Here is a 23,220-nt window from a genome sequence, read left to right as displayed (position 1 = left end):
CGCCGGCCATCTGCACTGTCATCGCGCGCCGCACGGGCCGCGCATGGCGCTTAGTCGGGCTGGCCCAGCCGCGCATGCGCCTGCGCGATCTGCTCCCACAAGGTCAGCACCACCTGCACCTGCGCCTCGCTGAGCGCGCCGAACACCTCCGCGCGCAGCGCATCCAGGCGGATCTCGATGCGCCCGACCAACGCCTGGCCTGCGTCGGTGAGCCACAGCTGGTTGGCGCGGCGGTCGCTGCTGTCGGCCTCGCGGCGCACCAGCGCCTGCGCGCACAGCTTGTCCAGCAGCCGCACCAGGGAAGGGCCTTCCATGCCCAGTTGCTGGGCCAGCGCCACCTGGCGGATACCGCCGCCGGAGCGGCCGATCATCAACAACGGCCCGGTGCAGGCGCTGGACAGCCCGAATTCGGCAAATGCCTGGTCGGCCAGCCGCTGCCACTGGCGGGCGGCGACCAGCAGGCCGGAACTGAGCTGCGCACGGGAGGACAGAGGGGGATTCGTCATAATAGATAGGATGCTATTAATTCAATAATGAATCAATAGTCACTGAACCCGTGCAAGCTGGCGCAACCGCCACTGGGGCGGTTGGCCTGTCCTCGGGTACCATGCTCGCCCCCTTTGGGTGCACCTGCGCATGAGCCAGTCCGACCAGCCCGATTCCTCCGTTACCCAGGCCCAGGCCGAAGAAGCCGTGCGCACCTTGCTGCGCTGGGCCGGCGAAGACCCGGCCCGCGAGGGCCTGCTCGACACCCCGCGCCGGGTCGCCGAAGCCTATGGCGACTGGTTCAGCGGCTACCGCGAAGAACCGCGCGCGTACCTGGAGCGCACCTTCGAAGAGGTGGCCGGCTACGACGAGCTGATCGTGCTGCGCGACATCTCCTACGAAAGCCATTGCGAGCACCACATGGCGCCGATCATCGGCAAGGTGCACGTGGGCTACCTGCCGCGCGGCAAGGTTGTGGGCATCAGCAAGCTCGCCCGCGTGGTGGAAAGCTACGCGCGCCGCTTCCAGGTGCAGGAAAAGATGACCGCGCAGATCGCCCAGTGCATCCAGGACGTGCTGCAACCGCGCGGCGTGGGCGTGGTGGTGGAAGGCTCGCACGAGTGCATGACCACCCGCGGCATCCACAAGCGCGGCGTCAGCATGGTGACCTCCAAGATGCTCGGCAGCTTCCGCGAAGACGCCCGTACCCGCGCCGAATTCCTGCAGTTCATCGAAGTGGGCGGCAAGCGTTGAGGCATGCCTTGCTGGCGCACGCAGCGCGCTAACGTGCGAGCAGTCCATCCGGAGCTGGGAGACCGCATGACCATCGCATCCATCGGCCCGGCAGAGGTGTTGCGCAAGCGGCCACGCTTTCGCCGGCCACACACCGCTCGACCGGCGCGGGGCCTGAGCCACGGTGCGCCCGTATGAAGGTCCGCGCCCGTATCGCACGCTACCGCAGCCTGCGCGAAGACCCGTTGTGGAAATTGCTGGCCGCCGACCATGCACCGGAAGTGATCGGTCTGCTGCAGGCCTTGCTGCTGGACGGAGAGCGTCTGTTGCCGGCAGCGGTGCTGCACGAGCGCCTGCAGCGCCTGCTCGACGACATCAACGCCGAGCAGCTGGCGCGCGATTTGCCGCGCACCGCACAGGCGTACGTTGCCCACTGGCTGGCGCAGGGCTGGCTGGAGCGTCGCCTGCCCGAGGGCGCGCAGCAGGAAGAGTACGAACTGTCCACGCAGGCCGCGCAGGCGATTCGCTTTGTCGACGGCCTGGAGCATAGTCGCGGCGCAGCCACCGAAAGCCGGCTGGCGCTGGTGATGCAACAGCTTGCCCAACTCGCGGCATTGACCGAGACCAACCCGGATGCGCGGTTGTCGGCACTGCGCGACGAGCGCGATCGCATCGATGCGGAAATCGCGCGGGTCTCGGCTGGCAAGGTCGCCTCGCTGGACGGCAAGCGCGCGCTCGAGCGCACCCGTCAGGTGATCGCGCTGGCCGACGAATTGACCGAAGACTTCCGCCGCGTGCGCGACGACTTCGAACAGCTCAACCGGCAATTTCGCGAACGCATCATCGACGACGAAGGTGAGCGCGGCGAGGTCCTGACCCGGCTGTTCGAAGGCGTGGATGTCATCGGCGACAGCGAAGCCGGGCGCAGCTTTCAGGCGTTCTGGGCGCTGCTCAACGACGCCGAACAAAGCGCGCAACTGGATGCGGCGCTGGAGACAGTGCTGGCACGCGCGTTCGCGCGCAAGCTCGATCGCCGTGAACGCAGCTTCCTGCGCGGGCTCACCGGCACAATGCTCGAACGCGGTGGCCAGGTGCACGATGTGATGCAGCATTTCGCGCGCAGCCTGCGCGGTTTCGTGCAGAGCCGTGGCTATCTGGAACAGCGCCGGCTCAACCGCTTGCTCAAACAGGCGCAGGCCGAAGCGCTGAGCCTGCGCGAACATATCCCAGCCCAGCGCCTGATCGGCCGCAGTCTGATGCTGACCACCAGCCGGCTGCGTTCGCTCTCGCAATGGCGCCTGCACGACCCGCGCCAGCAACAGGTCGATGGCAGCATCCAGCGCAACGAGGCGGCGGCCATCTCGCTGGACAGCGTGGGCGATCTGGTCGCGCAGTCGGAGATCGATTTCCGCAGCCTGCGGCGCGATCTGTTCGAGCTGCTGGCCACCCAGCCGCAGCTGTCCATCGCACAGGCGCTGACGCAACGCCAGGCTACCCAGGGCCTGGGCAGTGTCATCGGCTATCTATCGCTGGGCACGCGTCACGGCGTCGTCAGTGGCGACCAATTCGAAGTGGCGCAATGGCGCGGCAGCGACGGCCAGTGGCGTCGCGCGCGCATTCCGCTGATCTGGTTCACCCAGGAGAAACGCAATGAACTGGCATGAGCACGATCCCGATGCCGAGTCCGAACTCGCCCACGACGCTGCCGAGGGTCAGACGCCTGCCGTCGCCAGCACCGGCCTGTTCGCCGGCGACACCGGGCAATTGCCGGTGGAGGCGCGTCGCGCGCTGTGTCAGTTGCTCAGTGGCCCCAGCGTGGACGCGCAGCGGCATAGCCGCCTGTGGCCGGTCCTGCTGCGCAGTGAAGTCGGCATTCGCAGCGCCTTGGCCGAAGTGTTTCTGGAGCTGGTGCTCGATCGCGAGGCCGGCATCGCCTTCACCCGCCAGGCCGAGACTGGCGAGCTGGAAGCGCCGGTACTGCTGCGCTCTTCGCCGCTGACCTTCATCGACTCGGTATTGCTGCTGCACCTGCGCCAGCAACTGGCCGAAGCCGATGCGCGTGGTGTCCGTGCAGTGGTGGAAGAAGCGGCCTTGGGCGAGGCGCTAGCCGTCTACGAAAAAAACCTGTCCACCGACCGTGCCGGCTTCCTGCGCCGGGTGGCCACGGCGGTGCAGAAGATGAAGGACAACCATGTCCTGACCCGTCTGCGCGGCGAAGACGCACGCTATGAAATCTCCCCAGCGCTCAAACTGCTGTTCTCGGCCGAAGATGTCGCCGCCCTGGGGCAGGTCTATCGCCAGTTGCGCGACGGCCCGGCCGGCGGCGAGGACGAGGCCGACCCCGCGCACGCCTAGCACTGCCGCCGCACCACCCGCGTAAGCGCAGGCCTACGCTTTTCTGGCTTCCCGGACCGTATCGATGACCTCCTCTGCCGCGCCCTCCAGCCTGTTCGCCAACGATCTGCCCGACGCGCGTCTGCAGCAGTTCCGCATGCGCCGCCTGCAGGTGCACAACTGGGGCACGTTCTCCGGGTTGACCGAAGTGCCGATCGCCGAACGCGGCTTTTTGTTCGTCGGCCGCTCCGGCTCGGGCAAATCCACGCTGCTCGATGCGATGTCGGCCTTGCTCACCCCACCCAGCATCGTCGACTTCAACGCCGCCGCGCGCGAGGCCGAACGCAGTGGCCGCGACCGCAACCTGGTGTCGTACGTGCGCGGCGCCTGGGCCGACCAGCAGGACAGCGCCTCTGGCGAAATCGCCACGCAATACCTGCGCAAAGGCGCCACCTGGACCGCATTGGTACTGGAATATCGCAACGGCGAGGACCGCGTGGTCAGCCTGGTGCGGCTGTTCTGGATTGCCGGCAACAGCGCGGCCACCGGCGACGTGCAAAAGCACTACATGGTGGCCGAGCGTGCCTTTGACGTGGCGCAGGACTTGGTTGGCTTCGATCTGGATCGTCGCAAGCTCAAGCAGCGCCTGCACGATGTGCATCACTTCGACAGCTTTGCCGGCTACGCCGAGCGTTTTCGCCACCAGTTGGGCATCGGCAACGAGATGGCGTTGCGCCTGCTGCACAAGACCCAATCGGCCAAGAATTTGGGCGATCTCAACGCCTTCCTGCGCGGCTTCATGCTGGAAGAACCCAAGACCTTCGATGCGGCCGAGCGCCTGGTCGGCGACTTCGCCGAACTCGACGGCGCCCATCATGCGGTGGTGACGGCGCGGCGCCAGGTGGAAACCTTGCTGCCTGCGCGCGCGCATCACGCCGAGCTGATGCAACTGCGCCGCCAGCGCAGCGAGCTGGAAGAACTCAAGCTCGGCATCGACGCCTACCGCGAGCAGCGCCGGCTCGCCTTGCTGGACGCGCGCCTGCAGGAACTGGACGTGCAAGACCGCGGCCTTGCCGGCGAAGAAGGCCAGCGCCGCGCAGCACTGGATAACCACACGCGCCATCTGGACGATCTGGAAGCGCAGCGGCGCGCGCAAGGCGGCGAGCGCATCGATGCGCTGGAGCGCGAACAGGGCCAGCTGCAGACCGAGCGCGATCGCCGCGCGGCCAAGCGGGCCCAGGCCGAACAGGCCTGCCGTGCACTGGAGCAGGCCCTGGCCGACAGCGCGCACGGCTTTGCCGAACAGGTCGCGCAGGCGCGCGCCGCGCTGGAAGATGGTCAGCGTGCCGCCGCCGAGCTCGATGAAGCGATCAGCGAGCGCATCGCCGGCAAGCACGACGACAGCAAACGCTTTGCCGAAGTACGTGCCGAGATCGAGGCGTTGACGCGCAATCCTTCCAATATTCCTGCGCCGATGCAGAGCCTGCGCGCGCGCATGAGCGCCGACACCGGCGTGCCGGAGGCGGCGCTGCCGTTCGTGGGTGAACTGATCCAGGTGCGCGAGGAAGCATCCGCCTGGCGCGGCGCCATCGAGCGCGTGCTGCACGGCTTTGCGCAATCGTTGCTGGTGGACGAGCGGCATTACGCCGAGGTCGCCGACTGGGTCAACCGCACCCAGCTCGGCACACGCCTGGTCTATTACCGGGTGCGTCACAACGAGCAGGCACTGAGTGGCCGCGAACCCGGCAGCGCCTCGCTGCTGCACAAGCTGGAGCTGCGCGATCACCCGTTTGCCGGCTGGCTGCGGCGCGAGCTGGGCAAGCGCTTCGATTACGACTGCGTGGACTCAGCCAAGGCCCTGCGCCATGCAGAACGCGCGATCACCCGCGAAGGCCAGGTCAAGCATCCGGGCGAGCGTTACGAAAAGGACGACCGCCACGCGGTGGGTGACCGTCGCCGCTGGCTGCTGGGCTTCAACAACCGCGACAAACTGGCCTTGTACGAGCGCGAAGGCCAGGAGCTGGCACAACGCATCGCCGCCTGCGACGCCGAGGTCGCCGACCTGCGCGCACGCCGCGAACGCGATGGGCAGCGACGCCTTGCCCGCAACACCCTGGCCAACCTGGGCTGGGACGAAATCGATGTGGCCGCCGCGCTGCAGCGCCTGAGCCAGATCGCCGAGACCCTGCAACAGCTGCGCGATGGCGACGCCAACCTGCGCGCGCTTGGCGAGGCGATCGACCGCACACGTGCCGACATCGCTCAGGCCACGCGCACCTATGAGGGCGTGCATAAGGAAAGGATCGAGCTGGGTGTGGAGCGCACACGGCTGGAAAAACAGCATCTCGAATGCGCCGATGCGCACGCGTGCGTGGTCACTCCACTGCAGCAGCAAGGTCTGGCAGAGCGTTTGCTCAGCCTGGGCGAGCTGAGCCTGGATAACCTGCAGGACCGCTTCCGCATACTCGAGCGTGGCCTGGACGCACAGCTGAGCATTAGTAAGGATGAACTCACTCGGCTGCAGCAAGCGCTGATCGGCTGTTTCCGCCGCTACTTCCAGCAATGGCCGGAAGACAGCGGCGATCTGAGCCCGACGCTGGAAGGTGCCGACGATTTTCTCGCACGCCTGCAGCGGCTGGAACGCGATGGCCTGCCGCAGCACGAAGCGCGCTTTTTCGATCTGCTGCAAAGCCAGAGCAAGAACAATCTGCTCGCGTTGCAGCGCCACACTGCCGAAGCGCGCAAATCGATCGCCCAGCGTCTGGACGAGGTCAATGCCAGCCTGGAACAAGTCCCGTTCAATCACGGCACCTTGCTGACCATCGAACTCAGTGATCGTCGTTTGCCGGAAGTGATCGACTTCCATCAACGCCTGCGCGATGTGCTCGGCCACCACCAGACCGAACAGCGCGAGGTGGCCGAACAACAATTTGCGGTGCTGCGCGAACTGGTGCGCAAGCTGGGCTCGGCCGAAGGCGAGGACAAGCGCTGGCGCGAGCTGGTGCTGGACGTGCGCCTGCATGTGGAGTTCGTTGGCGTCGAACTGGACGCAGCCACGCGCCAACAGGTCGAGATTTACCGCAGCGGCGCCGGCAAATCCGGCGGTCAGCGTCAGAAACTGGCAACCACCTGTCTGGCCGCCGCATTGCGCTATCAGCTCGGCGGCGAAGACGGCGAACTGCCGCGCTATTGCGCGGTGGTGCTGGACGAAGCCTTCGACAAGGCCGACAACGAATTCACTGCGCTGGCGATGAACATCTTCGAAAACTTCGGCTTCCAGATGGTGGTGGCCACGCCGTTGAAATCGGTGATGACGCTGGAGCCGTTCATCGGTGGCGCGTGCTTTGTCGAGATCAGCGGGCGGTACGATTCGGGCGTGTTGCTGATCGAATACGACGAACAGTCGCGCCGGCTCAAGCTGCCCGAGCGCACCCGCAGCGCGGCGGCCAACACCACTGCGGTGGCCGAGCAGGAGTGAGCTGATGGCGCGCGCCGATTGCATGCTGTTGCCAGCTGCCGCACTGCAGGCATTGCGCGGGCAATGGCAACGCCAGCGTGGCGACTGGTTGATCGGTGCATCGGCACCCAGGCCCATCGCCCTGCAGCCACCCACCCAGGCGCAGGCCAGCGCCCGCTTCGATGCCTTCGGCGACTGGCTGCGCAGCTGGCAGCGTGTCGACTTGCCGGGGCGGGTGGAGTACCGCGATGTGCTGTGGTCGCAGCTGGGGCCGCAACGGCTGCCGCAGACCTGGGTGGTCGAGACGCCGGCCGATGCGGCGGCAGCACTGCAAGAACACGACCGTTGGCAACGCGCCAGCGCGCGCTGCGACGGTTTGCAGGCGCATTGGCCGGAAGCTGCGGGATTTGCCGCGCGCCTGCGGCGCCAGTTCGATCTGCTTGCCGACAGCGCGCAGGCCGATATCGACCGGCTGGTCGCCGTGGTCGACTGGCTGCATCGACACCGCGACAGCGGCCTGTTTCTGCGCCAGCTTCCCATTGCCGGCATCGACAGCAAATGGGTGCACACGCGTCGCGGCATCATCGCCGACTGGCTGGGCGGGCTGCGTGGCATCGCCGAGCCGCGTAGCTTCGACAGCCTTGCCGGCCTGCGCAGCGCACCGGATCGGGTGCGCCTGCGCCTGCTGGATCCGGCGCTGAGCCAGCAACTCGGCGGCCTGGCCGATCTGAGCGTGCCGATCGAACAGCTGGCCGCGCTGCGGTTGCCGATCGAACGCGTGCTGATTGTCGAGAATCTCGACACCGGCCTGGCCTGCGAAGCGTTGCCGGGCACGGCGCTGCTGATGGCGCGCGGGTATGCCGTCGACTACGTGCGCAACATCGAGTGGCTGCGCACGCTGCCGTTGTTCTATTGGGGCGACATCGATACGCACGGGCTTGCGATCCTGCACCGACTGCGCACGCATGCGCCGCAGACCGTGGCGCTGCTGATGGACCAGGCCACGCTGCTCTCCACGCCGCGTGCCATGTGGGGGCACGAACCCAGGCAACATCGCGCCCACCGGCTCGCCGCGCTGACGCCGGACGAGCAGCTGTTTTACGCACGATTGCGCAGCGGACACTTCGGCGCCGCACCGCGGCTCGAGCAGGAGCGCATCGCCTGGAGTCAGGCATGGCCGCAGATCCAGGCGGCGTTGCGGGGCTAGTCGCTGGGTACCGCTGTCAGGTGTGGGGTGCAGGCGGGCAGCTTGCACTGAAGGTGCTGCTGCAATCTGCTGGCTCGCAGGTACGCGTGCCACTGCACAACCTCGTTGGGTGGACACGACGGCTGCGGCCAGCACGTCATCGCGGTGAGGATCACGAGCGCGAACCGCTCATTTGAAGATAAGAATCGTTATCATTAGCAACCCAGATGTGCCCGCCAGTGCGCGCATCGCCCGCTGAAGATCCCGATGACCCCACTGCCTGCGCCTCGCCACCTGTTGTTCGTGTCCCTGTTCGCCACCATGCCGGCCGCCGCCCAGGAGGCCAGCCTGCTCGACGCCATCGTGGTCAGCGAAAAGCGCGCCCTGTACCGGCCGGAAAAGGCCGCCGGCGCTACCCGCACGCAGACGCCGGTGGAGCGCATTCCGCAGGCGATCCAGGTGGTGCCGCGCTCGGTCATCGACGAACAGCAGCTCAACCGGCTGGTGGATGTGGTGGCCAATGTCTCCAACGTGCAGCCCGGCGGCACCCAGGGCAATCGTTCGGAAACCTTCGTCATCCGCGGCTTCGAGGCGTCCTCGTATGCGGTCGACGGCATCCTGCTCAACCCGGCGCAGAACTTCACCGAGACCGTGCGCGATCTGGCCAATGTCGCCCAGGTGGAAGTGCTCAAGGGCCCGGCCGCGGTGCTGTACGGCCGCGGCGAACCCGGCGGGGTGATCAATCTGGTCACGCTGCGCCCGGATGCGGTGTTCGGCGGCAATGCATCGGTGCAGGTGGCCGAACATGGCCTGCGCCGCGTGCAATCGACCGTCACCGGCCCGCTGAGCCCGACGCTGTCGGCACGGCTCAGCGCCGCCGCGCAGGAAACCGGCAGCTTTCGCGCTGCGCAGGCCGATGGTGATCGCGTGTTCGTGTCGCCCTCGCTGGCCTGGCGGCCGAACGATCAACTGCGCGCCGATCTGGATCTGGAATACACCCGCCAGACCAGCCCGGGCGATCGCGGGCTGGTCGCCATCGACGGGGTGGTGCGTGGCCCGGCGGAGCGCAGTTTCGGCGAGCCATGGTCGCGCAATCACGGCACTTCGCGCACCGCACGCGGGCGCATCGAATATGACGCCAACGACTGGCTGACGCTGCGCCAGATCCTCAACCACCAGGACGGCGACAGCGGCCGCGACGTGGCCGACTTCACCGGCTTCAGCGCCGACCGCGCGTTTCTGCAACGCCGCGCGGTGCGCCAGGACCAGCAGGTGCGCGCCACCACCTCGCAGACCGAAGCGCTGGCGCGTTTCGCCACCGGCCCACTGCGCCATCAGGTGCTGGCCGGCGCCGAATACGTCGATGCGCATCGCCAGACAGATGAAGCCCGCGCGCCGCTGGCCCGTATCAGCGTGACCAATCCGGTGCAGGGCGCCTTGCCGGGCACGTATGTGCCGGCGCGCGCCATCGAGGTCGATGCGCGTTACGCCGCGTTGTACGTGCAGGATCAGATCAGCATCGGCGAGCGCTGGGATGTGCTGGCCGGCGTGCGCTGGGACGATGTGCAACAGACCACCATCGACAACGGCGCCCGCACCCGCGAAGACGGCCGGCGTGCATCGCCACGCATTGGCGTGGTGTGGAAGGCGGCGCCGCAGCTGTCGCTGTACGCCAACACCTCCACCTCGTTTCGACCGCGCAGCGCCACCCTGTTTGCCGGCGGCAGCGCACCACCGGAGACCGGCCGCCAGTACGAAATCGGCTTGAAAAGCGCGCTATTCGACAACCGCGTGCTCGCCACCGCTGCCGCATTTCAGATCACCAAGGACAACGTCGCTACCAGCGATCCGGACAACAGCGGCTTTGTGCTGGTCACCGGCCAGCAGCGCGTGCGCGGGGTGGAGATGGATATCACCGGCGAGCTCACCCAGAACTGGCGGCTGATTCTGGGCGCCGGCTATCTGGACGCACAGGTCACCCGCGACACCGTCATTCCGGCCGGCAACCGCCTGCGCGGCGCACCGCGGGTCAGCGCCAGTCTGTGGAGCACCTATCACGTCGCCAGCGGGCCGCTGTACGGCCTGACCCTGGGCGCCGGCGCGGTGCATGTGGGCGAGCGCGAAGGATATCTGGCCAACAGCTATCGCATCGCCGGCTACACCCGTTTCGATGCGTCGGCGGCATACCGCTTCGGCGGCCGTTATCAACTGGCGCTGATGCTGCGCAATGTCGCCAATCGTTTCTACATCGAGCAGCCGGTGACGCAGACCACCAACTACCCGGGCGCACCGCGCACCTTGTCGGCAACGTTGAGTATGGATTTCTAAGCGACTAAGAGTCGCCAACAAAACTGTACGCAGCTGGCTGATCTGTAGCTTGCCGCAGGGCCCTTGCCTGCCCACCATCGCGGGACACGCTGCAAGTACGTCCTTGTAGCTCTTACGCGGCATCCATGCCGCGTAAGGTCCCGCGACGGTGGGCGGGCAAGGGCCAGTTGAGAGGGTCGGTGTGCATGGTTGCGGGCAGTGCGCGCCGCGCCGCCGTCCGATGCGGTGCGGTCTGATCGGCTCCTTTCGATCCTAGCAATGGCATTGCCATTGCCAACATCACTCCAGTGTCCGACGAAGGCGAGTGCGGCCAATACAGTTGTCGCCATCGATAGAGCGTTCGAGAGGTTCTGTTAGTCGCGCTAAATCGGTCTGGCTCGCGTTCGTCAACGCAGCAGATCCCAGCCCATCTTGCCGATCAGCACGATGACCAGCACCAGAAACAACTTGCGGATCAGCGGTGTGCCACCACGCAGCGCCATCCGCGTGCCGGCGACCGCACCGGCCACGTTGGCCACCGCCATCGGAATGCCGATCGCCAACATCACCTGGCCGCTGGGCAAAAAGAACGACAGCGCCGCCAAGTTAGTGGCCAGGTTCACCACCTTGGCTGCGGCCGAGGCGCGCAGAAAGTCCAGCCCGAAAAAGCGGATGAACAGGAAGATCAGGAAGCTGCCGGTACCGGGCCCGAAGAATCCGTCGTAGAACCCGATCGCCGCGCCCATCGCCAAGGCAGTGATCAACTCGCGCCGGCCGATCTCGCGCGGACGATGCAGCGCACCGAAATCCTTCTTGATCAGCGTGTAGATCAACATCGCGATCAGCAGCACCAGAATCAGCGGCCGCACCGCCTGCTTGGGCAGCAGGCTGACCGCCGTCGCGCCCAGAAAAGAAAACGTAAACGCCGCCGCAGTGGCATACAGCACCGGCCGCCACGGAAAGCGCACATTGCGCGCATACCGCCACGCCGACGCCCCAGTACCGAACATCGCGCTGAACTTGTTGGTGCCCAGGATCAGCGACGGCGCCTGTTGCGGCAGCGTGGCGAACAGCCCCGGCAACTGGATCAACCCACCCCCACCAACCGCCGCATCCACCAACCCGGCAACGAAGGCAATGCACAGCAGCCACGGCAACTCGGTGGGGATCAGTTCCAGCAAGACGGCGCTCCGCACGACGGGGCAACAGCATAAACGCGTAGAAACCCGCTTACCGCTTACCGCTTACCGCTTACCGCTTACCGCTTACCGCTCCCCAATCCCCAATCCCCAATCCCCAATCCCCAATCCCCAATCCCCAATCCCCAATCCCATCCCGCACAATCGCCCGATGCCGAACTCCACACCCACCGATCCCTGTCCCTGCGGCCGCGCCGCCACCTACGCGCAGTGCTGCGGCCAATACCACGCCGGTGCCGCCGCGCCCAATGCCGAAACCCTGATGCGTGCGCGCTACAGCGCCTACGTCCGCCGCAATGTGGCGTACCTGCTCGCCAGCTGGCATCCGTCCACGCGCCCACCCGAGCTGTCGCTGGACGAGGGCGGCCGCACCACCTGGCTCGGCCTGACCGTGCAACGCGCCATCGAGACCGGCACCGACACCGCCGAGGTGGCGTTCCTGGCCCGCTACCGCATCGGCGGCGGCAGCGCGGTGCGCATGACCGAGCACAGCCGCTTCGTGCGCGAAGACGGCCGCTGGTATTACCTCGACGCGCGCTGAGCCGGGCCCGGCACTGTCGCTGTCGGGACACCACCGGGACGCGGCAGGGTCTAACGCTCGTCGGCACCTCTGCCGGCACCGCGCCGCTGCGGCCGCGGCCCTGGACGCTGCGGCCGATATCGGCCTGCCGGGCCCCCACCGGCCCTCGGTAACGTCGGTAGTCGGTCGTGCTAGTGGGCGAAGGCGTGCAGGCCGCCGTCCACGGCAATCACCTCACCGGTCAGATAGCGTGCAAGTGGCGAGGCCAGATAGGCGACCAGATGAGCGATGTCGTCGGGTTCGCCGAAGTAGCCGATCGGCACATGGCGCGCGATGAAGGCCTGGCGCGCTTCCGGCGTGGGATGGAGCTTGTCCAGCACTTGTTCGGAGTTGATGCGTCCCGGTGCGATGGTGTTGACCGTGATGCCCTCGGCCGCCAGCTGCGAGGCCATTCCCTTGGCCCAGAACTGCAGCGCTGCCTTCGCCGCGCCGGCGCCGTTGACCTCGCGGGGCTCCATGCTGCCGCTGAAGTTGATGATCCTGCCCCAGCGCCGGTGGCGCATGCCGGGCAGCAGGGCCTGGGTCATGCGCCGGGCACTGCCGAAGTTGAGCGCGAAGGCTTCGTTCCAGTCCGCATCGCTGGCCTCCAGCGCAAAAGGGCGTGCGCCACCGGCGGTATTGACCAGGATCTCGATCCGGCCCAGCGCCTGGCTGGCATCCCGGGCGATGCGCGTGATCTCGGTCGCGCTGGTGATGTCGCCGGGGATCACCAGCGGGCGCGGGTGACCCTGTGCCGCGATGTCGCTGGCCAGCTGTTCCAGCCTGTCGGCGCGGCGCGCGGTGATCGCCAGCTGTACCCCCTCGGCCGCCAGCACGCGGGCGATGCCGGCGCCGATTCCGGTGCTGGCGCCGGTCACCAGTGCCGTGTGTTCACGCAATTGCAGATCCATCGACAACGTCCGTCTGAGTGAGGGCCCCAGCCTGATCCGTTATCGAGCCGCGACAAACGCCGTTATCCTGCATTGATTGGCAACCAGGAGTGTTGAATGGATCTACTGGACAGCATGCAGGTGTTCGTCCGCGTGGTGGACGGCGGCAGCCTCGCTGCGGCGGCGCAAGCGCATGGCATTTCCCCGACCATGGCGGGCAACCACCTGCGCGCCCTGGAGCAACGCCTCGGTCTGCAGTTGCTGGTGCGGACCACGCGACGGCAGCGATTGACCGCGTTTGGCGAGGCCTACTACGGGCGTTGCCGGGAGATTCTTGAGCTGGTCGCCGATACACAGGTGCAGGCCGACGGTCAGCGCCTGGAACCGGCCGGGCCGCTGCGGGTCGCCGCACCGGTGTCGTTCGGAACCTATGGGCTCACGCCGGTGCTTGGCGAGTATCTGCAGCGCCATCCCCAGGTGAGGCTGGATCTGCAGCTCAGCGATCGGGTGCAGGATCTGGTCGACGAGGGCATCGATGTAGCCGTCCGCATCGGGGCGCTGGGCGAGTCCTCGCTGGTGGCGCGCGCGCTGCAGCCTTATCGCCTGTGGTGCTGCGCGACGCCGGCCTATCTGCACCGCAACGGTACCCCGCAACGGCTTGCCGAGCTGGCCGGGCACCAATGCCTGGGGATGGATGCCAAGGCGCTCGGCCAGTGGCAGGACTACACCGGCGAGCGAATCGGCCCGCTGCCGCGCGCGCAGTTGCATCTCACCAGCGGCCCGGCCTTGCATCTGGCGGCCTTGCAGGGCCTGGGCATCGTGCTGCAGCCGGCGTTCCTGTTGCGTGCCGACGTGGAAGCGGGCCGGCTGGTGCGGCTGTTTCAGGACCGGGAGCTGCACCGTCCACTAAGCGTGCTCTATCCCCAAACCCGCTGGCGCTCGGTCACGGTACGCAGCTTCGTCGATTTCCTGCTGGAGCGGTTTGCCTGAAGCCGCCGGGCGCCAGACGGACCCCGTGGCAACGCGCGTTGCCGGAGCCTGGCTGGAGCGGCGAGCGTGCGGGGCGATCAATGCGCCGCGTTGCTGCTGCAATCACGCGAGCTGTCTCCATCGCCAGCGTGATCTGACGCGATAGCCGGCACTCCGTTCGTTCCGACGAACGGCAGGCACGGCCGTGCTTTCTCGACGCCACGTTCGCAGCCGATCCCGGAAGCTTGCCGCCTCGGCGGAGCTCGCCGCGGGGTGGACACGATGATGGCAACCTTCAATCTCTGGCAGTGGGTGCTTGTGGCCATCGTGGTGTTCGCGATCGTGCTGCCGGCGTGCCTGGCCACGGCACTGATCTGGTTCGGCCCCCGCCACGACGCCCCGCGCAGGGCGCGCGCCCGACGTATGTCCGACACCAGCCCCTCCAGCCCGGCGTTGTCGCTGCTGACCGGCATCACCGGCGACGGCAGCTAGGCGCGGCGATCGACGCGGCGTCCTCGCCAGGCGGGCCGGACCAATGCCACTCCATCGGCGCGCAACATCACCATCCCACATGCATTAGATGGCCTCTGCGCCGCACTCACCCCTCTGAAAAGCGTGCGCACCGCACAATCACCCCTGCGTGTCGCTGCCGACCAGCGCAGCGCACGATGCCGTCGCAACATCACGACCTGCACGCCTGCAACCAGCCAGGTTGGCTATCCTCGGCGGCTCGACCTGCCGCAGGAGCGCTCCACCGCATGACCTTCGTCCACACGCCGGCCATCGCGCCGTGATGCCGACCCGGCGCGTCCTGCCTGCGCTATTGGCGCTGGCGCCGCTGATCGCCTGCGCCGATCCGGCCTTCGACCGCTGCCTGGCCGGCCTGCAGACCCAGGCCGCTGCCAAGGGCGTGGGGGCCGCCGACTTCCAGCGCTTCACCGCCGGCCTGGCGCCCGATCCCAGCGTATTGCCGCTGCTCGATGCCCAGCCCGAATTCACCACCCCGATCTGGGACTACCTCGCCAGCCTGGTCGACAGCCAACGCGTCGCCGACGGCCAGGCCATGCTGGCCACCCACCGCGATTTGCTTACCCGCCTGTCCGAACAGACCGGGGTCGATCCGGCCACCATCGTGGCGGTGTGGGGCGTGGAGAGCGACTACGGCCGCGTCACCGGCAAGCGCCCGCTGCTGGTCTCGCTGGCCACGCTGTCGTGCGCGGGCCGCCGCCAGCCGTTCTTCCGTGGCGAATTTCTCGCCTTGCTCGGCCTGCTGCAGCAAGGCGATCTGTCACCGGACGGGTTGACCGGCTCCTGGGCCGGCGCCTTCGGGCAGACCCAGTTCATGCCCTCCACCTATGCCCGCATCGCGGTGGATGGCGACGGCGACGGCCGCCGCGACCTGGTCGCCAGCATTCCCGACGCGCTAGCCTCCACCGCCAACTATCTGGTCAAGGCCGGCTGGGAGCGCGCCCGTCCCTGGGGCATGGAAGTCCGCCTGCCTGCCGGCTTCGATGCCAGCAAGGCCGGCCGTACCCGGCGCCAACCGCTGCAGGCCTGGCAAAACGCCGGCCTGCTCGGCACCGACGGCAAGGCGCTGGCACCGGCCGGTCTGCCCGCCGAAACCCCGGCCGCCCTGCTGCTGCCGGCCGGCGCGACCGGCCCGGCATTCCTGGTGTTCCGCAACTACGACGCGATCTACGCCTACAACGCCGCCGAAAGCTACGCGCTGTCGATCGCCCTGCTCGCCGACCGCCTGCGTGGTGGCGCCGGCCTGGTCGCCGCCTGGCCCACCGACGACCCCGGCCTGGGCCGGCCCGAACGGCGCGAACTGCAGCAATTGCTGCTGGCCCGCGGCCACCTGATCGGCGAGGCCGACGGCATGATCGGCACCGCCAGCCGGCGCGCCATCCAGGTCGAGCAGACCCGCCTGGGCCTGCAGCCGGCCGACGGCCGCCCCGGACAACGCATCCTCACCGCCCTGCGCGCCGCCCCACCGGTCGCCGGCGCGGCGGCCATCCGCGCCACGGCGTTCAAGCTGCCGGCCGCCTATCCCGCATTCGTCCAATCCCCCATCGTCCAGAAGGCACCCCCCATGTCCGACCTCACCGGCCTGCGCACAGGCGACTTCCACGGCTTTCCCTCGCTGTTGATCGACACCCCGTTCTCCACTGCGGCCATCAGCCTGTTCGGCGGTCAGCTGCTGTCGTTCGTGCCCAAGGGCGGGCAGGACGTGATGTGGCTGTCGCCTACCGCCAAGCAGCCGCCCACCCCGATCCGCGGCGGCGCCCCGGTGTGCTGGCCGTACTTCGGCCGCCAGGACCAGACCGGCGAGGTGCCTGCGCACGGCTTCGTGCGCACCGTGCCCTGGCAGCTGACCGACAGCCGCCGCGAAGACGAAGGCACCCTGGTGCTCACGCTGACTCCGCCCAGCTTCGACGACCTGGCGCTGCGCCTGCGCATGACCCTGCGCATCGGCCGCACGCTCGAACAGAGTCTGATCACCGAGAACACCAGCCCGGCCCCGGTGCGGTTCACCCAGGCGCTGCACAACTACTTCCGCGTCGGCGACGCGCTCAAGGTCAGCGTGCAGGGCCTGGACGGGCTGGACTACCTCGACAAGTACGAAAACTACGCCACCGCTCACCGCCAGCAAGGCGACTGGAGCCTGCGCGACCCACGCGACCCCGGCCGCAGCGACCGCATCTACACCAACGCCGGCGGCCGCTACACCCTGACCGACCCGGTGCTCGGCCGCCGCATCGTCATCGTCACCAAAGGCAGCCGCTCGCTGGTTGCCTGGAACCCGGGCGAAGAAGCGGCTGCCAAGATGGCCGACGTGGGCGCCGGCTGGCGCGACTACGTCTGCCTGGAAGCGGCCAACGCCGGCCCGGATGTGATCGAACTCGCCCCCGGCGCCAGCCATACGCTGACCCAGACCATCAGCGTCGAGTAACCGCAAGAATCGCCCAAGGCACGCGCAGAGCCCGCGCAGCTTCCCGATACAGTAAAGAGACAGAGATGACTCCCTTCTCCCACCGGGAGAAGGTGCCCCGAAGGGGCGGATGAGGGTACGCGCGAAGCCTGGTGGAGTTTGAGTGCACGTGTGGCTTCGCCCCATACCCTCACCCCAACCCCTCTCCCGCAGGAGAGGGGCTCTAACTCCATCACGCTGACCTTGCGCCAGACACAGGCCAGGCGCTTCCCTTCTCCCACCGGGAGAAGGTGCCCCGAAGGGGCGGATGAGGGTACGCGCGAAGCCTGGTGGAGTTTGAGTGCACGTGTGGCTTCGCCCCATACCCTCACCCCAACCCCTCTCTCGGCGGGAGAGGGGCTTGAACGACATCGCAATAATCTAGCGCTGGACGCAGAGACCAAGCTCTTCTGACGCACACGCCAAGCGCTTCCCTTCTCCCCTCGGTAGAAGGTGCCCGAAGGGCGGATGAGGGTACGTAAGCCCATTCCCACCGCTCAATCCACCGCTACACTCGCCGCTTCGCCCCTGCGTGCCGCGCGATGTCCATCTCTCCCGATTCCGCATCCGCTCCTGCACCGGGCCGGCGCCGCGCCGCGCTGATCTTCATCTTCATCACCGTGCTGATCGACGTGCTGTCCTTCGGCGTGATCATTCCGGTGTTGCCGGATCTGGTGCGCCAATTCACCGGTGGCGATTACGCCGTGGCGGCCGGCTGGATCGGTTGGTTCGGCTTTCTATTCGCCGCCATCCAGTTCGTCTGCTCGCCGCTGCAGGGCGCCTTGTCCGACCGCTACGGCCGCCGCCCGGTGATCCTGCTCTCGTGCCTGGGGCTGGGCCTGGACTTCATCCTGATGGCGGTCGCGCATTCCCTGCCGATGCTGCTGCTGGCGCGGGTGATCTCCGGCGTATGCTCGGCCAGCTTTTCCACTGCCAACGCCTATATCGCCGATGTCACCCCTGCCGACAAACGCGCCGGTGCGTTCGGCATGCTCGGCGCCGCATTCGGCATTGGCTTTGTCGCCGGCCCGCTGATCGGCGGCTGGCTGGGCAGCATCGGTCTGCGCTGGCCGTTCTGGTTTGCCGCAGGGCTGGCGCTGTTGAACGTGTTGTACGGTTGGTTTGTGCTGCCCGAATCGCTGCCCGCCGAACGTCGCACCGCGCGGCTGGATTGGTCGCATGCCAACCCGCTTGGCGCGCTCAAGCTGCTGCGTCGCTACCCACAGGTATTCGGCCTGGCCTCGGTGGTGTTCCTGGCCAACCTGGCGCATTACGTCTACCCCAGCATCTTCGTGCTGTTCGCCAGCTACCAGTATCACTGGGGCCCGCGCGAAGTGAGCTGGGTGCTGGCCGGCGTCGGTGTGTGCAGCATCATCGTCAACGCGCTGCTGGTCGGCCGGCTGGTGCGTTGGCTGGGCGAACGTCGCGCGCTGCTGCTGGGCCTGGGCTGTGGGGTCATCGGTTTCGTCATCTATGGGCTGGCCGACAGCGGCACCGCGTTTCTGATCGGCGTGCCGATCAGCGCGTTCTGGGCGATCGCCGCACCGTCCGCGCAGGCCTTGATCACCCGCGAGGTCGGCGCCGATGCGCAAGGCCGCGTGCAGGGCGCGTTGACCAGCCTGATCAGCCTGGCCGGCATCGCCGGTCCGTTGTTGTTCGCCAACGTGTTTGCCTGGTTCATCGGCAGCGGCGCCCCGTTGCATCTGCCCGGCGCGCCCTGGTTGCTGGCCGGTCTCCTGCTTGCCGCAGGCTGGGTCATGGCCTGGAAGCGGGCAGGGCGTGGGCCCGGCATCGCGCACGCAACGCCGCGATAATGCCAACCTATTCACGTTGCACTCGCGCCCGCTTTATCTGATTTGCGCAGGCGCTGCTAGGCTGGTGTCCTTCGTGCCGCGGCACCGCCTTGAGTCCCTATGTCTTCCGACGCCTTGGCAGTTCCGCCCTCGGCCGCGTTCGTGCTGCGCGATGCCACCCAGGGCGTCCATTGCCTGGTCGAAGCGATCCCGCTGATGCAGGCATTGGGGCAGGGACGCGTCGATCGCGACGCCTATGCGCTGATCCTGCGCCGGCACCATGCACTGCTGGCCGGCTTCGAAGCGCAACTGCGCAATTGGCTCAGTGCCCTGGCTGGAACCGGCTGGCAGTATCGCCGCCGCGTGCCGGCCTTGCGCGAAGACCTGCGCGTGCTCGGCCAGCAACCAGGCACTGCCATCGCAGCGCCCGCCGCCGGCAACGATGCCGCGCGCTGGGGCATGCTCTACGTCATCGAAGGCTCGCAACTGGGCGGCCGGATGATCGCGCGCAGCCTGCGCAAACAGCAGCCCGGTCTGGCCGATGCCTTGCGCTATTTCGAACTGGCCGACGACGATCCGGCCGGCTGGCGCCATTTCCAGACCGTGCTCAACCAACGTCTCGACACGCCTTGCGCACGCGCCGCCGCCATCGACGGTGCGCAGGCCATGTTTGCCCACTTCCACACCTGCCTCGCAGCGGAGCCGCGCCCGTGAACCAGCCAACCGAACCCCTGAACATGGATGCCTGCGCCCGCGAGCCGATCCACATTCCCGGCCTGATCCAGCCCTACGGCGTGCTGCTGGTGATCGAGCCGGCCGACGGCCGCATCGTGCAGGCCAGCACCACTGCCGCCGAGTTGCTCGGCGTGCCGCTGGCCGAACTGTTGGGCATGCCCTACACGCAAGTGCTGGAACTGCCCGGCGAGCAGCCGTTCGTGGTCGACGACCAGGCGCAACACCTATTACATGCCGAGGTGCGTTTCCCCAGGCGCGCCGCGCCCACCGATCACCCATGGGTGGCCGCCTGGCATCTGTATCCGGAGCAATGGCTGGTCGAAATCGAACCGCGCGACGCCCGCCTGATGGACGTCACCCTGCGCGAGGCGCTGCCGTTGTTGCGCAGCATCGAGCGCGATCCCGGCATCGACGAAGCGGCGGTGCGTGCGGTCAAGGGCCTGCGCAACATGATCGGCTTCGATCGGGTGATGATTTACCGCTTCGACGAAGAGTGGAACGGCGAAGTCATTGCCGAGGCGCGCAACCCCGAATTGGTGGCCTATCTCGGCCAGCGTTACCCGTCCACCGACATTCCCGCGCAGGCGCGCGCGCTGTACCTGCGCAACCGCGTCCGCCAGATCGCCGATGTCGGCTACCAGTCCGCCGCAATCGAGCCCACCTTGCATCCGCGCCTGGGCACGCCGGTGGATCTGAGCGATGTCAGCCTGCGTAGCGTCTCGCCGGTGCATCTGGAATATCTGGCCAACATGGGCGTGAGTGCCACCCTGGTCTCCTCGCTCGTTGTCAACGACGTGCTGTGGGGGCTGATCGCTTGCCACCACTACAGCCCGCACTTCACCAGCCACGCCATGCGCGATGCCACCGATGCGGTCACGCGCGCGCTGGCTGGTCGCATCGGCGCCTTGCAGGCGGTCGAGCGTGCGCGCATGGAATCGGTGTTGCTTACCGTGCGCGAAAAGCTGATCACCGACTTCAACGACGCCGCCCAGATGACGGTGGAGATGCTCGCCGATATGGCGCCTGACCTGATGGACGTGGTCGATGCCGACGGCGTGGCGATCTTCCATGGCAAGGAGATCAGCCGCCATGGCACCACGCCCGATGCCGCCGCGCTGCGGCGCATCCGCGACCATATCGAATCCGCACACCACGCCGCCCTGCGCGAGGATGCCGTCGGCGCCCTGCATGTGGAGGCGATCGGCGAGGTATTTCCCGAGCTGGCCGATCTGGCACCGCTGGCCGCCGGTTTCATTTTCGTGCCGCTGATGCCGCAGTCGCGCAGCGCCTTGCTGTGGACCCGCCGCGAACAGGTGCAGACGGTCAACTGGGCCGGCAATCCGCAGCTGGCCAAGCTGGCGGACATTCCCAACTCGCGCCTTTCGCCGCGCAAGAGCTTCGATCTCTGGCAGGAAACCGTGCGTGGCCGCGCGCGTCGCTGGTCGCCGCTGCACCTGGAATCGGCCCGCAGCCTGCGTGTGTTGATCGAACTGATGGAACGCAAACGCTTCCAGCAGGATTTCACCCTGCTCGAAGCCTCGCTGTCGCGTCTGCGCGACGGCGTGGCCATCATCGAACGTGGTGCAGCCACGGCCGCGCACCGGCTGATGTTCGTCAACCCGGCGTTCGCAGAGCTCATCCAGACCGATGTGGCCGATCTGATCGGTTGCGACATCCTGACCCTGCTGGCCAGCGATGCCGCCCGGTCCAAGGTGGAACTGCTCGAAGAGGCACTGCGGCAGGGCCGCGCCGCCTACGTCACCTTGCCGCTGCGCGCACCCGGTGGCTCACCGGTCTACCGCCAATTCCATCTCGAACCGCTGCCCAGCCCCAGCGGCGTCACCGCGCACTGGCTGCTGCAGCTACGCGATCCCGAATAAGCGAGCCGGTGCCGCGCCAGGTGCAAGCTCGCAACATGCTGGCTGCGGTCCAGTTGCCTGCATTCCTTGGCGCGGTCGGGCACGGCGTCTCAGTGAGGCGATCCGATAAGACGCCCATCCACTGGATGGTGTGCCGCGGCTAAGCCCGCGGCCTTAAAACCAACAAGGTGATCGTACCGGCCACCAGGCCCCAGAACGAGGCACCGATCCCGCCCAGCGTCAGCCCGGACGCAGTGACCAGAAAAGTGATCAGCGCCGCCTCGCGCTCGCTGTCTTCGCGCAAGGCCGCCGCCAGGCTGTTGCCGATCGTGCCCAACAACGCGATCCCGGCGATCGCCATCACCAGCTCGCGCGGAAAGGCTGCAAACACCGCCGCCACGGTCGCGCCGAACAGGCCGATCACCACATAGAACACGCCCGCACTGACCGCAGCCACATAACGCCGCGCCGGATCCTCATGCGCCTCGCGTCCCATGCAGATCGCAGCGGTGATCGCCGCCAGGTTCAAGGCAAAGCCGCCGAATGGCGCCAGCAGCGTATTGACGGCACCGATCCAGCCGATCGTCTGCGAGATCGGCACCGTATAGCCGGAGGCCCGGATCACCGCCACACCCGGCACGTTCTGCGAGGCCATGGTGACCACGAACAAGGGAATCGCCAACCCGAACAACGCCGCCCACGACAGCGACGGCACCACCAGCACCGGATGCGCCAATTCCATCTGCACCGCTGTCCAGTGCAATAGCCCGCCACTGGCCGCAATCGCGATGCCGACCAGCAACGTCGCAATCACCGCATAGCGCGCAAACCAGCGCCGCCCGGCCAGATAGGTCGCCAGCATCGCCAGTGCCAGCAGCACCTGACTCTGCATCGCCACGAACAGATCCAGCCCAAAGCGCAACAACACCCCGGCCAACATGCCCGAGGCCAGCGAGATCGGAATGCGCCGGATCGCCCGCTCGAACAACCCCGAGAAACCCGCCACCATTCCAAGCACTGCGGCCACCACGAATGCACCGACCGCCTCACGCAACGGCACACCGGCCGCACTGCCGATCAGCATCGCCGCACCCGGCGTGGACCACGCCGTCACCACCGGCACGCGATAGCGCAGCGACAATCCAATGCAGGTCACCCCCATGCCGATCCCGAGCGCCCACATCCACGAGGCGATCTGCGCCTGATCCGCCCCCAGATGGCGTGCCGCCTCGAACACGATCACCGCCGAGCTGGCAAAACCCACCAGCACCGTGACAAAGCCTGCAGCAATCGCAGGCAGGGACAGATCGCGGAGCAGGCTGCGGGAGGGAAGCATCGTGAGCTCTCTATCTAGTGCACCCATTCTCACCGAGCACGCCGATGATCGATACCGAAGCACCTGCTCTATGGATAGCCCTGTGTAGACACAGCCCTTTGGTTTTATAGAGAGAGAGCAGTGTCGCGACGTCGCATTCGCACGTGAAATCGGACGTCGCGCATTCGCGCAGTGATGCTCGTGTCATACCAGTGTCAAAAAGTGCTTGCACTTCTGCACAGTCTCGATAAACTGCGCGACCTCGCTCAGGACGGCGGCGCTTCTCGAAGCACCGCAACAACGAACGGGTTCGAAAACCTCCAGAAATTGGGTGTTGACGAAGCAGGAAAGTCGGCTATGATGGGCGGCTCGCTACACGGAAAGACGCTACGGCGGATTGAGGTGCAGCGGCGGCAACTTCCTCTTCA

General features: G+C 67.2%; 18 protein-coding genes. 14 read left to right on the top strand and 4 right to left on the bottom strand.

Annotation, left to right across the window (positions count from 1 at the left end; all coding sequences use genetic code 11):
- Positions 1-50: 50 nt before the first annotated feature.
- Positions 51-506 (bottom strand): MarR family winged helix-turn-helix transcriptional regulator, encoded by a 456-nt coding sequence (locus tag ABS769_RS14525; protein WP_317062158.1) that lies wholly within the window; start codon positions 504-506, stop codon positions 51-53.
- 130 nt (positions 507-636) lie between these two features.
- Between ABS769_RS14525 and folE the strand changes: the two genes are divergently transcribed.
- From folE to ABS769_RS14495, 6 genes are all read left to right on the top strand, one after another.
- Positions 637-1,239, top strand: coding sequence for a GTP cyclohydrolase I FolE (folE, locus tag ABS769_RS14520; RefSeq protein ID WP_043889569.1), 603 nt, complete (start codon positions 637-639; stop codon positions 1,237-1,239).
- Between the two features lie 173 nt (positions 1,240-1,412).
- On the top strand, positions 1,413-2,882 hold the full coding sequence (locus tag ABS769_RS14515) for a DUF3375 domain-containing protein (RefSeq protein ID WP_317062157.1): 1,470 nt from the start codon (positions 1,413-1,415) through the stop codon (positions 2,880-2,882).
- The gene (locus tag ABS769_RS14510) at positions 2,869-3,573 is read left to right on the top strand and encodes a DUF4194 domain-containing protein (protein ID WP_317062156.1); all 705 of its coding nucleotides are present in this window, start codon (positions 2,869-2,871) and stop codon (positions 3,571-3,573) included. The genes ABS769_RS14515 and ABS769_RS14510 overlap by 14 nt, the downstream gene beginning before the upstream one ends.
- Positions 3,574-3,637: 64 nt before the next feature.
- Complete coding sequence (locus ABS769_RS14505; RefSeq protein WP_317062155.1) at positions 3,638-7,030, top strand: ATP-binding protein; 3,393 nt, start codon at positions 3,638-3,640, stop codon at positions 7,028-7,030.
- A gap of 4 nt (positions 7,031-7,034) precedes the next feature.
- A complete protein-coding gene (locus ABS769_RS14500) occupies positions 7,035-8,216 on the top strand; it encodes a Wadjet anti-phage system protein JetD domain-containing protein (protein ID WP_317062153.1) in 1,182 nt (393 codons plus the stop codon).
- Between the two features lie 246 nt (positions 8,217-8,462).
- Complete coding sequence (locus ABS769_RS14495) at positions 8,463-10,523, top strand: TonB-dependent siderophore receptor (RefSeq protein ID WP_317062152.1); 2,061 nt, start codon at positions 8,463-8,465, stop codon at positions 10,521-10,523.
- A 386-nt stretch (positions 10,524-10,909) separates the two neighbouring features.
- Here the strand turns inward: ABS769_RS14495 and ABS769_RS14490 are convergent, their stop codons facing one another.
- Positions 10,910-11,683 (bottom strand): sulfite exporter TauE/SafE family protein, encoded by a 774-nt coding sequence (locus tag ABS769_RS14490; RefSeq protein ID WP_181110722.1) that lies wholly within the window; start codon positions 11,681-11,683, stop codon positions 10,910-10,912.
- A gap of 169 nt (positions 11,684-11,852) precedes the next feature.
- On the opposite strand from ABS769_RS14490, the gene ABS769_RS14485 reads away from it, so the two are divergent.
- A complete protein-coding gene (locus ABS769_RS14485) occupies positions 11,853-12,242 on the top strand; it encodes a YchJ family protein (RefSeq protein WP_317062151.1) in 390 nt (129 codons plus the stop codon).
- A 170-nt stretch (positions 12,243-12,412) separates the two neighbouring features.
- On the opposite strand, the gene ABS769_RS14480 is transcribed toward ABS769_RS14485, so the two are convergent.
- Entirely contained in the window at positions 12,413-13,171 is a 759-nt protein-coding gene (locus ABS769_RS14480) for an SDR family NAD(P)-dependent oxidoreductase (RefSeq protein WP_317062150.1), read from the bottom strand.
- A 96-nt stretch (positions 13,172-13,267) separates the two neighbouring features.
- On the opposite strand from ABS769_RS14480, the gene ABS769_RS14475 reads away from it, so the two are divergent.
- From ABS769_RS14475 to bphP, 6 genes are all read left to right on the top strand, one after another.
- The gene (locus ABS769_RS14475; RefSeq protein ID WP_047126568.1) at positions 13,268-14,140 is read left to right on the top strand and encodes a LysR family transcriptional regulator; all 873 of its coding nucleotides are present in this window, start codon (positions 13,268-13,270) and stop codon (positions 14,138-14,140) included.
- 264 nt (positions 14,141-14,404) lie between these two features.
- A complete protein-coding gene (locus ABS769_RS14470; RefSeq protein ID WP_039518438.1) occupies positions 14,405-14,611 on the top strand; it encodes a hypothetical protein in 207 nt (68 codons plus the stop codon).
- A 301-nt stretch (positions 14,612-14,912) separates the two neighbouring features.
- Positions 14,913-17,072: a lytic murein transglycosylase gene (locus ABS769_RS14465; RefSeq protein ID WP_434801686.1), complete on the top strand. Its 2,160-nt coding sequence runs from the start codon at positions 14,913-14,915 to the stop codon at positions 17,070-17,072.
- Between the two features lie 560 nt (positions 17,073-17,632).
- The gene (locus tag ABS769_RS14460) at positions 17,633-18,904 is read left to right on the top strand and encodes a TCR/Tet family MFS transporter (protein ID WP_115041017.1); all 1,272 of its coding nucleotides are present in this window, start codon (positions 17,633-17,635) and stop codon (positions 18,902-18,904) included.
- Between the two features lie 99 nt (positions 18,905-19,003).
- Complete coding sequence (locus ABS769_RS14455; RefSeq protein WP_317062146.1) at positions 19,004-19,597, top strand: biliverdin-producing heme oxygenase; 594 nt, start codon at positions 19,004-19,006, stop codon at positions 19,595-19,597.
- On the top strand, positions 19,594-21,498 hold the full coding sequence (gene bphP / locus ABS769_RS14450) for a bacteriophytochrome BphP (RefSeq protein WP_317062145.1): 1,905 nt from the start codon (positions 19,594-19,596) through the stop codon (positions 21,496-21,498). The genes ABS769_RS14455 and bphP overlap by 4 nt, the downstream gene beginning before the upstream one ends.
- 139 nt (positions 21,499-21,637) lie before the next feature.
- On the opposite strand, the gene ABS769_RS14445 is transcribed toward bphP, so the two are convergent.
- Positions 21,638-22,813 (bottom strand): benzoate/H(+) symporter BenE family transporter, encoded by a 1,176-nt coding sequence (locus ABS769_RS14445; protein ID WP_317062144.1) that lies wholly within the window; start codon positions 22,811-22,813, stop codon positions 21,638-21,640.
- Between the two features lie 201 nt (positions 22,814-23,014).
- On the opposite strand from ABS769_RS14445, the gene ABS769_RS14440 reads away from it, so the two are divergent.
- Positions 23,015-23,220 (top strand): hypothetical protein (locus tag ABS769_RS14440; protein ID WP_317062143.1); only part of this gene is annotated, 206 nt, incomplete at its 3' end.

Origin of the sequence: Xanthomonas hortorum (assembly GCF_040279205.1) — a bacterium.
Taxonomy (GTDB): domain Bacteria; phylum Pseudomonadota; class Gammaproteobacteria; order Xanthomonadales; family Xanthomonadaceae; genus Xanthomonas; species Xanthomonas hortorum_F.
The sequence above is the reverse complement of the archived record's forward strand: the minus strand, read 5'-3'. Positions and strand labels throughout refer to the sequence as shown.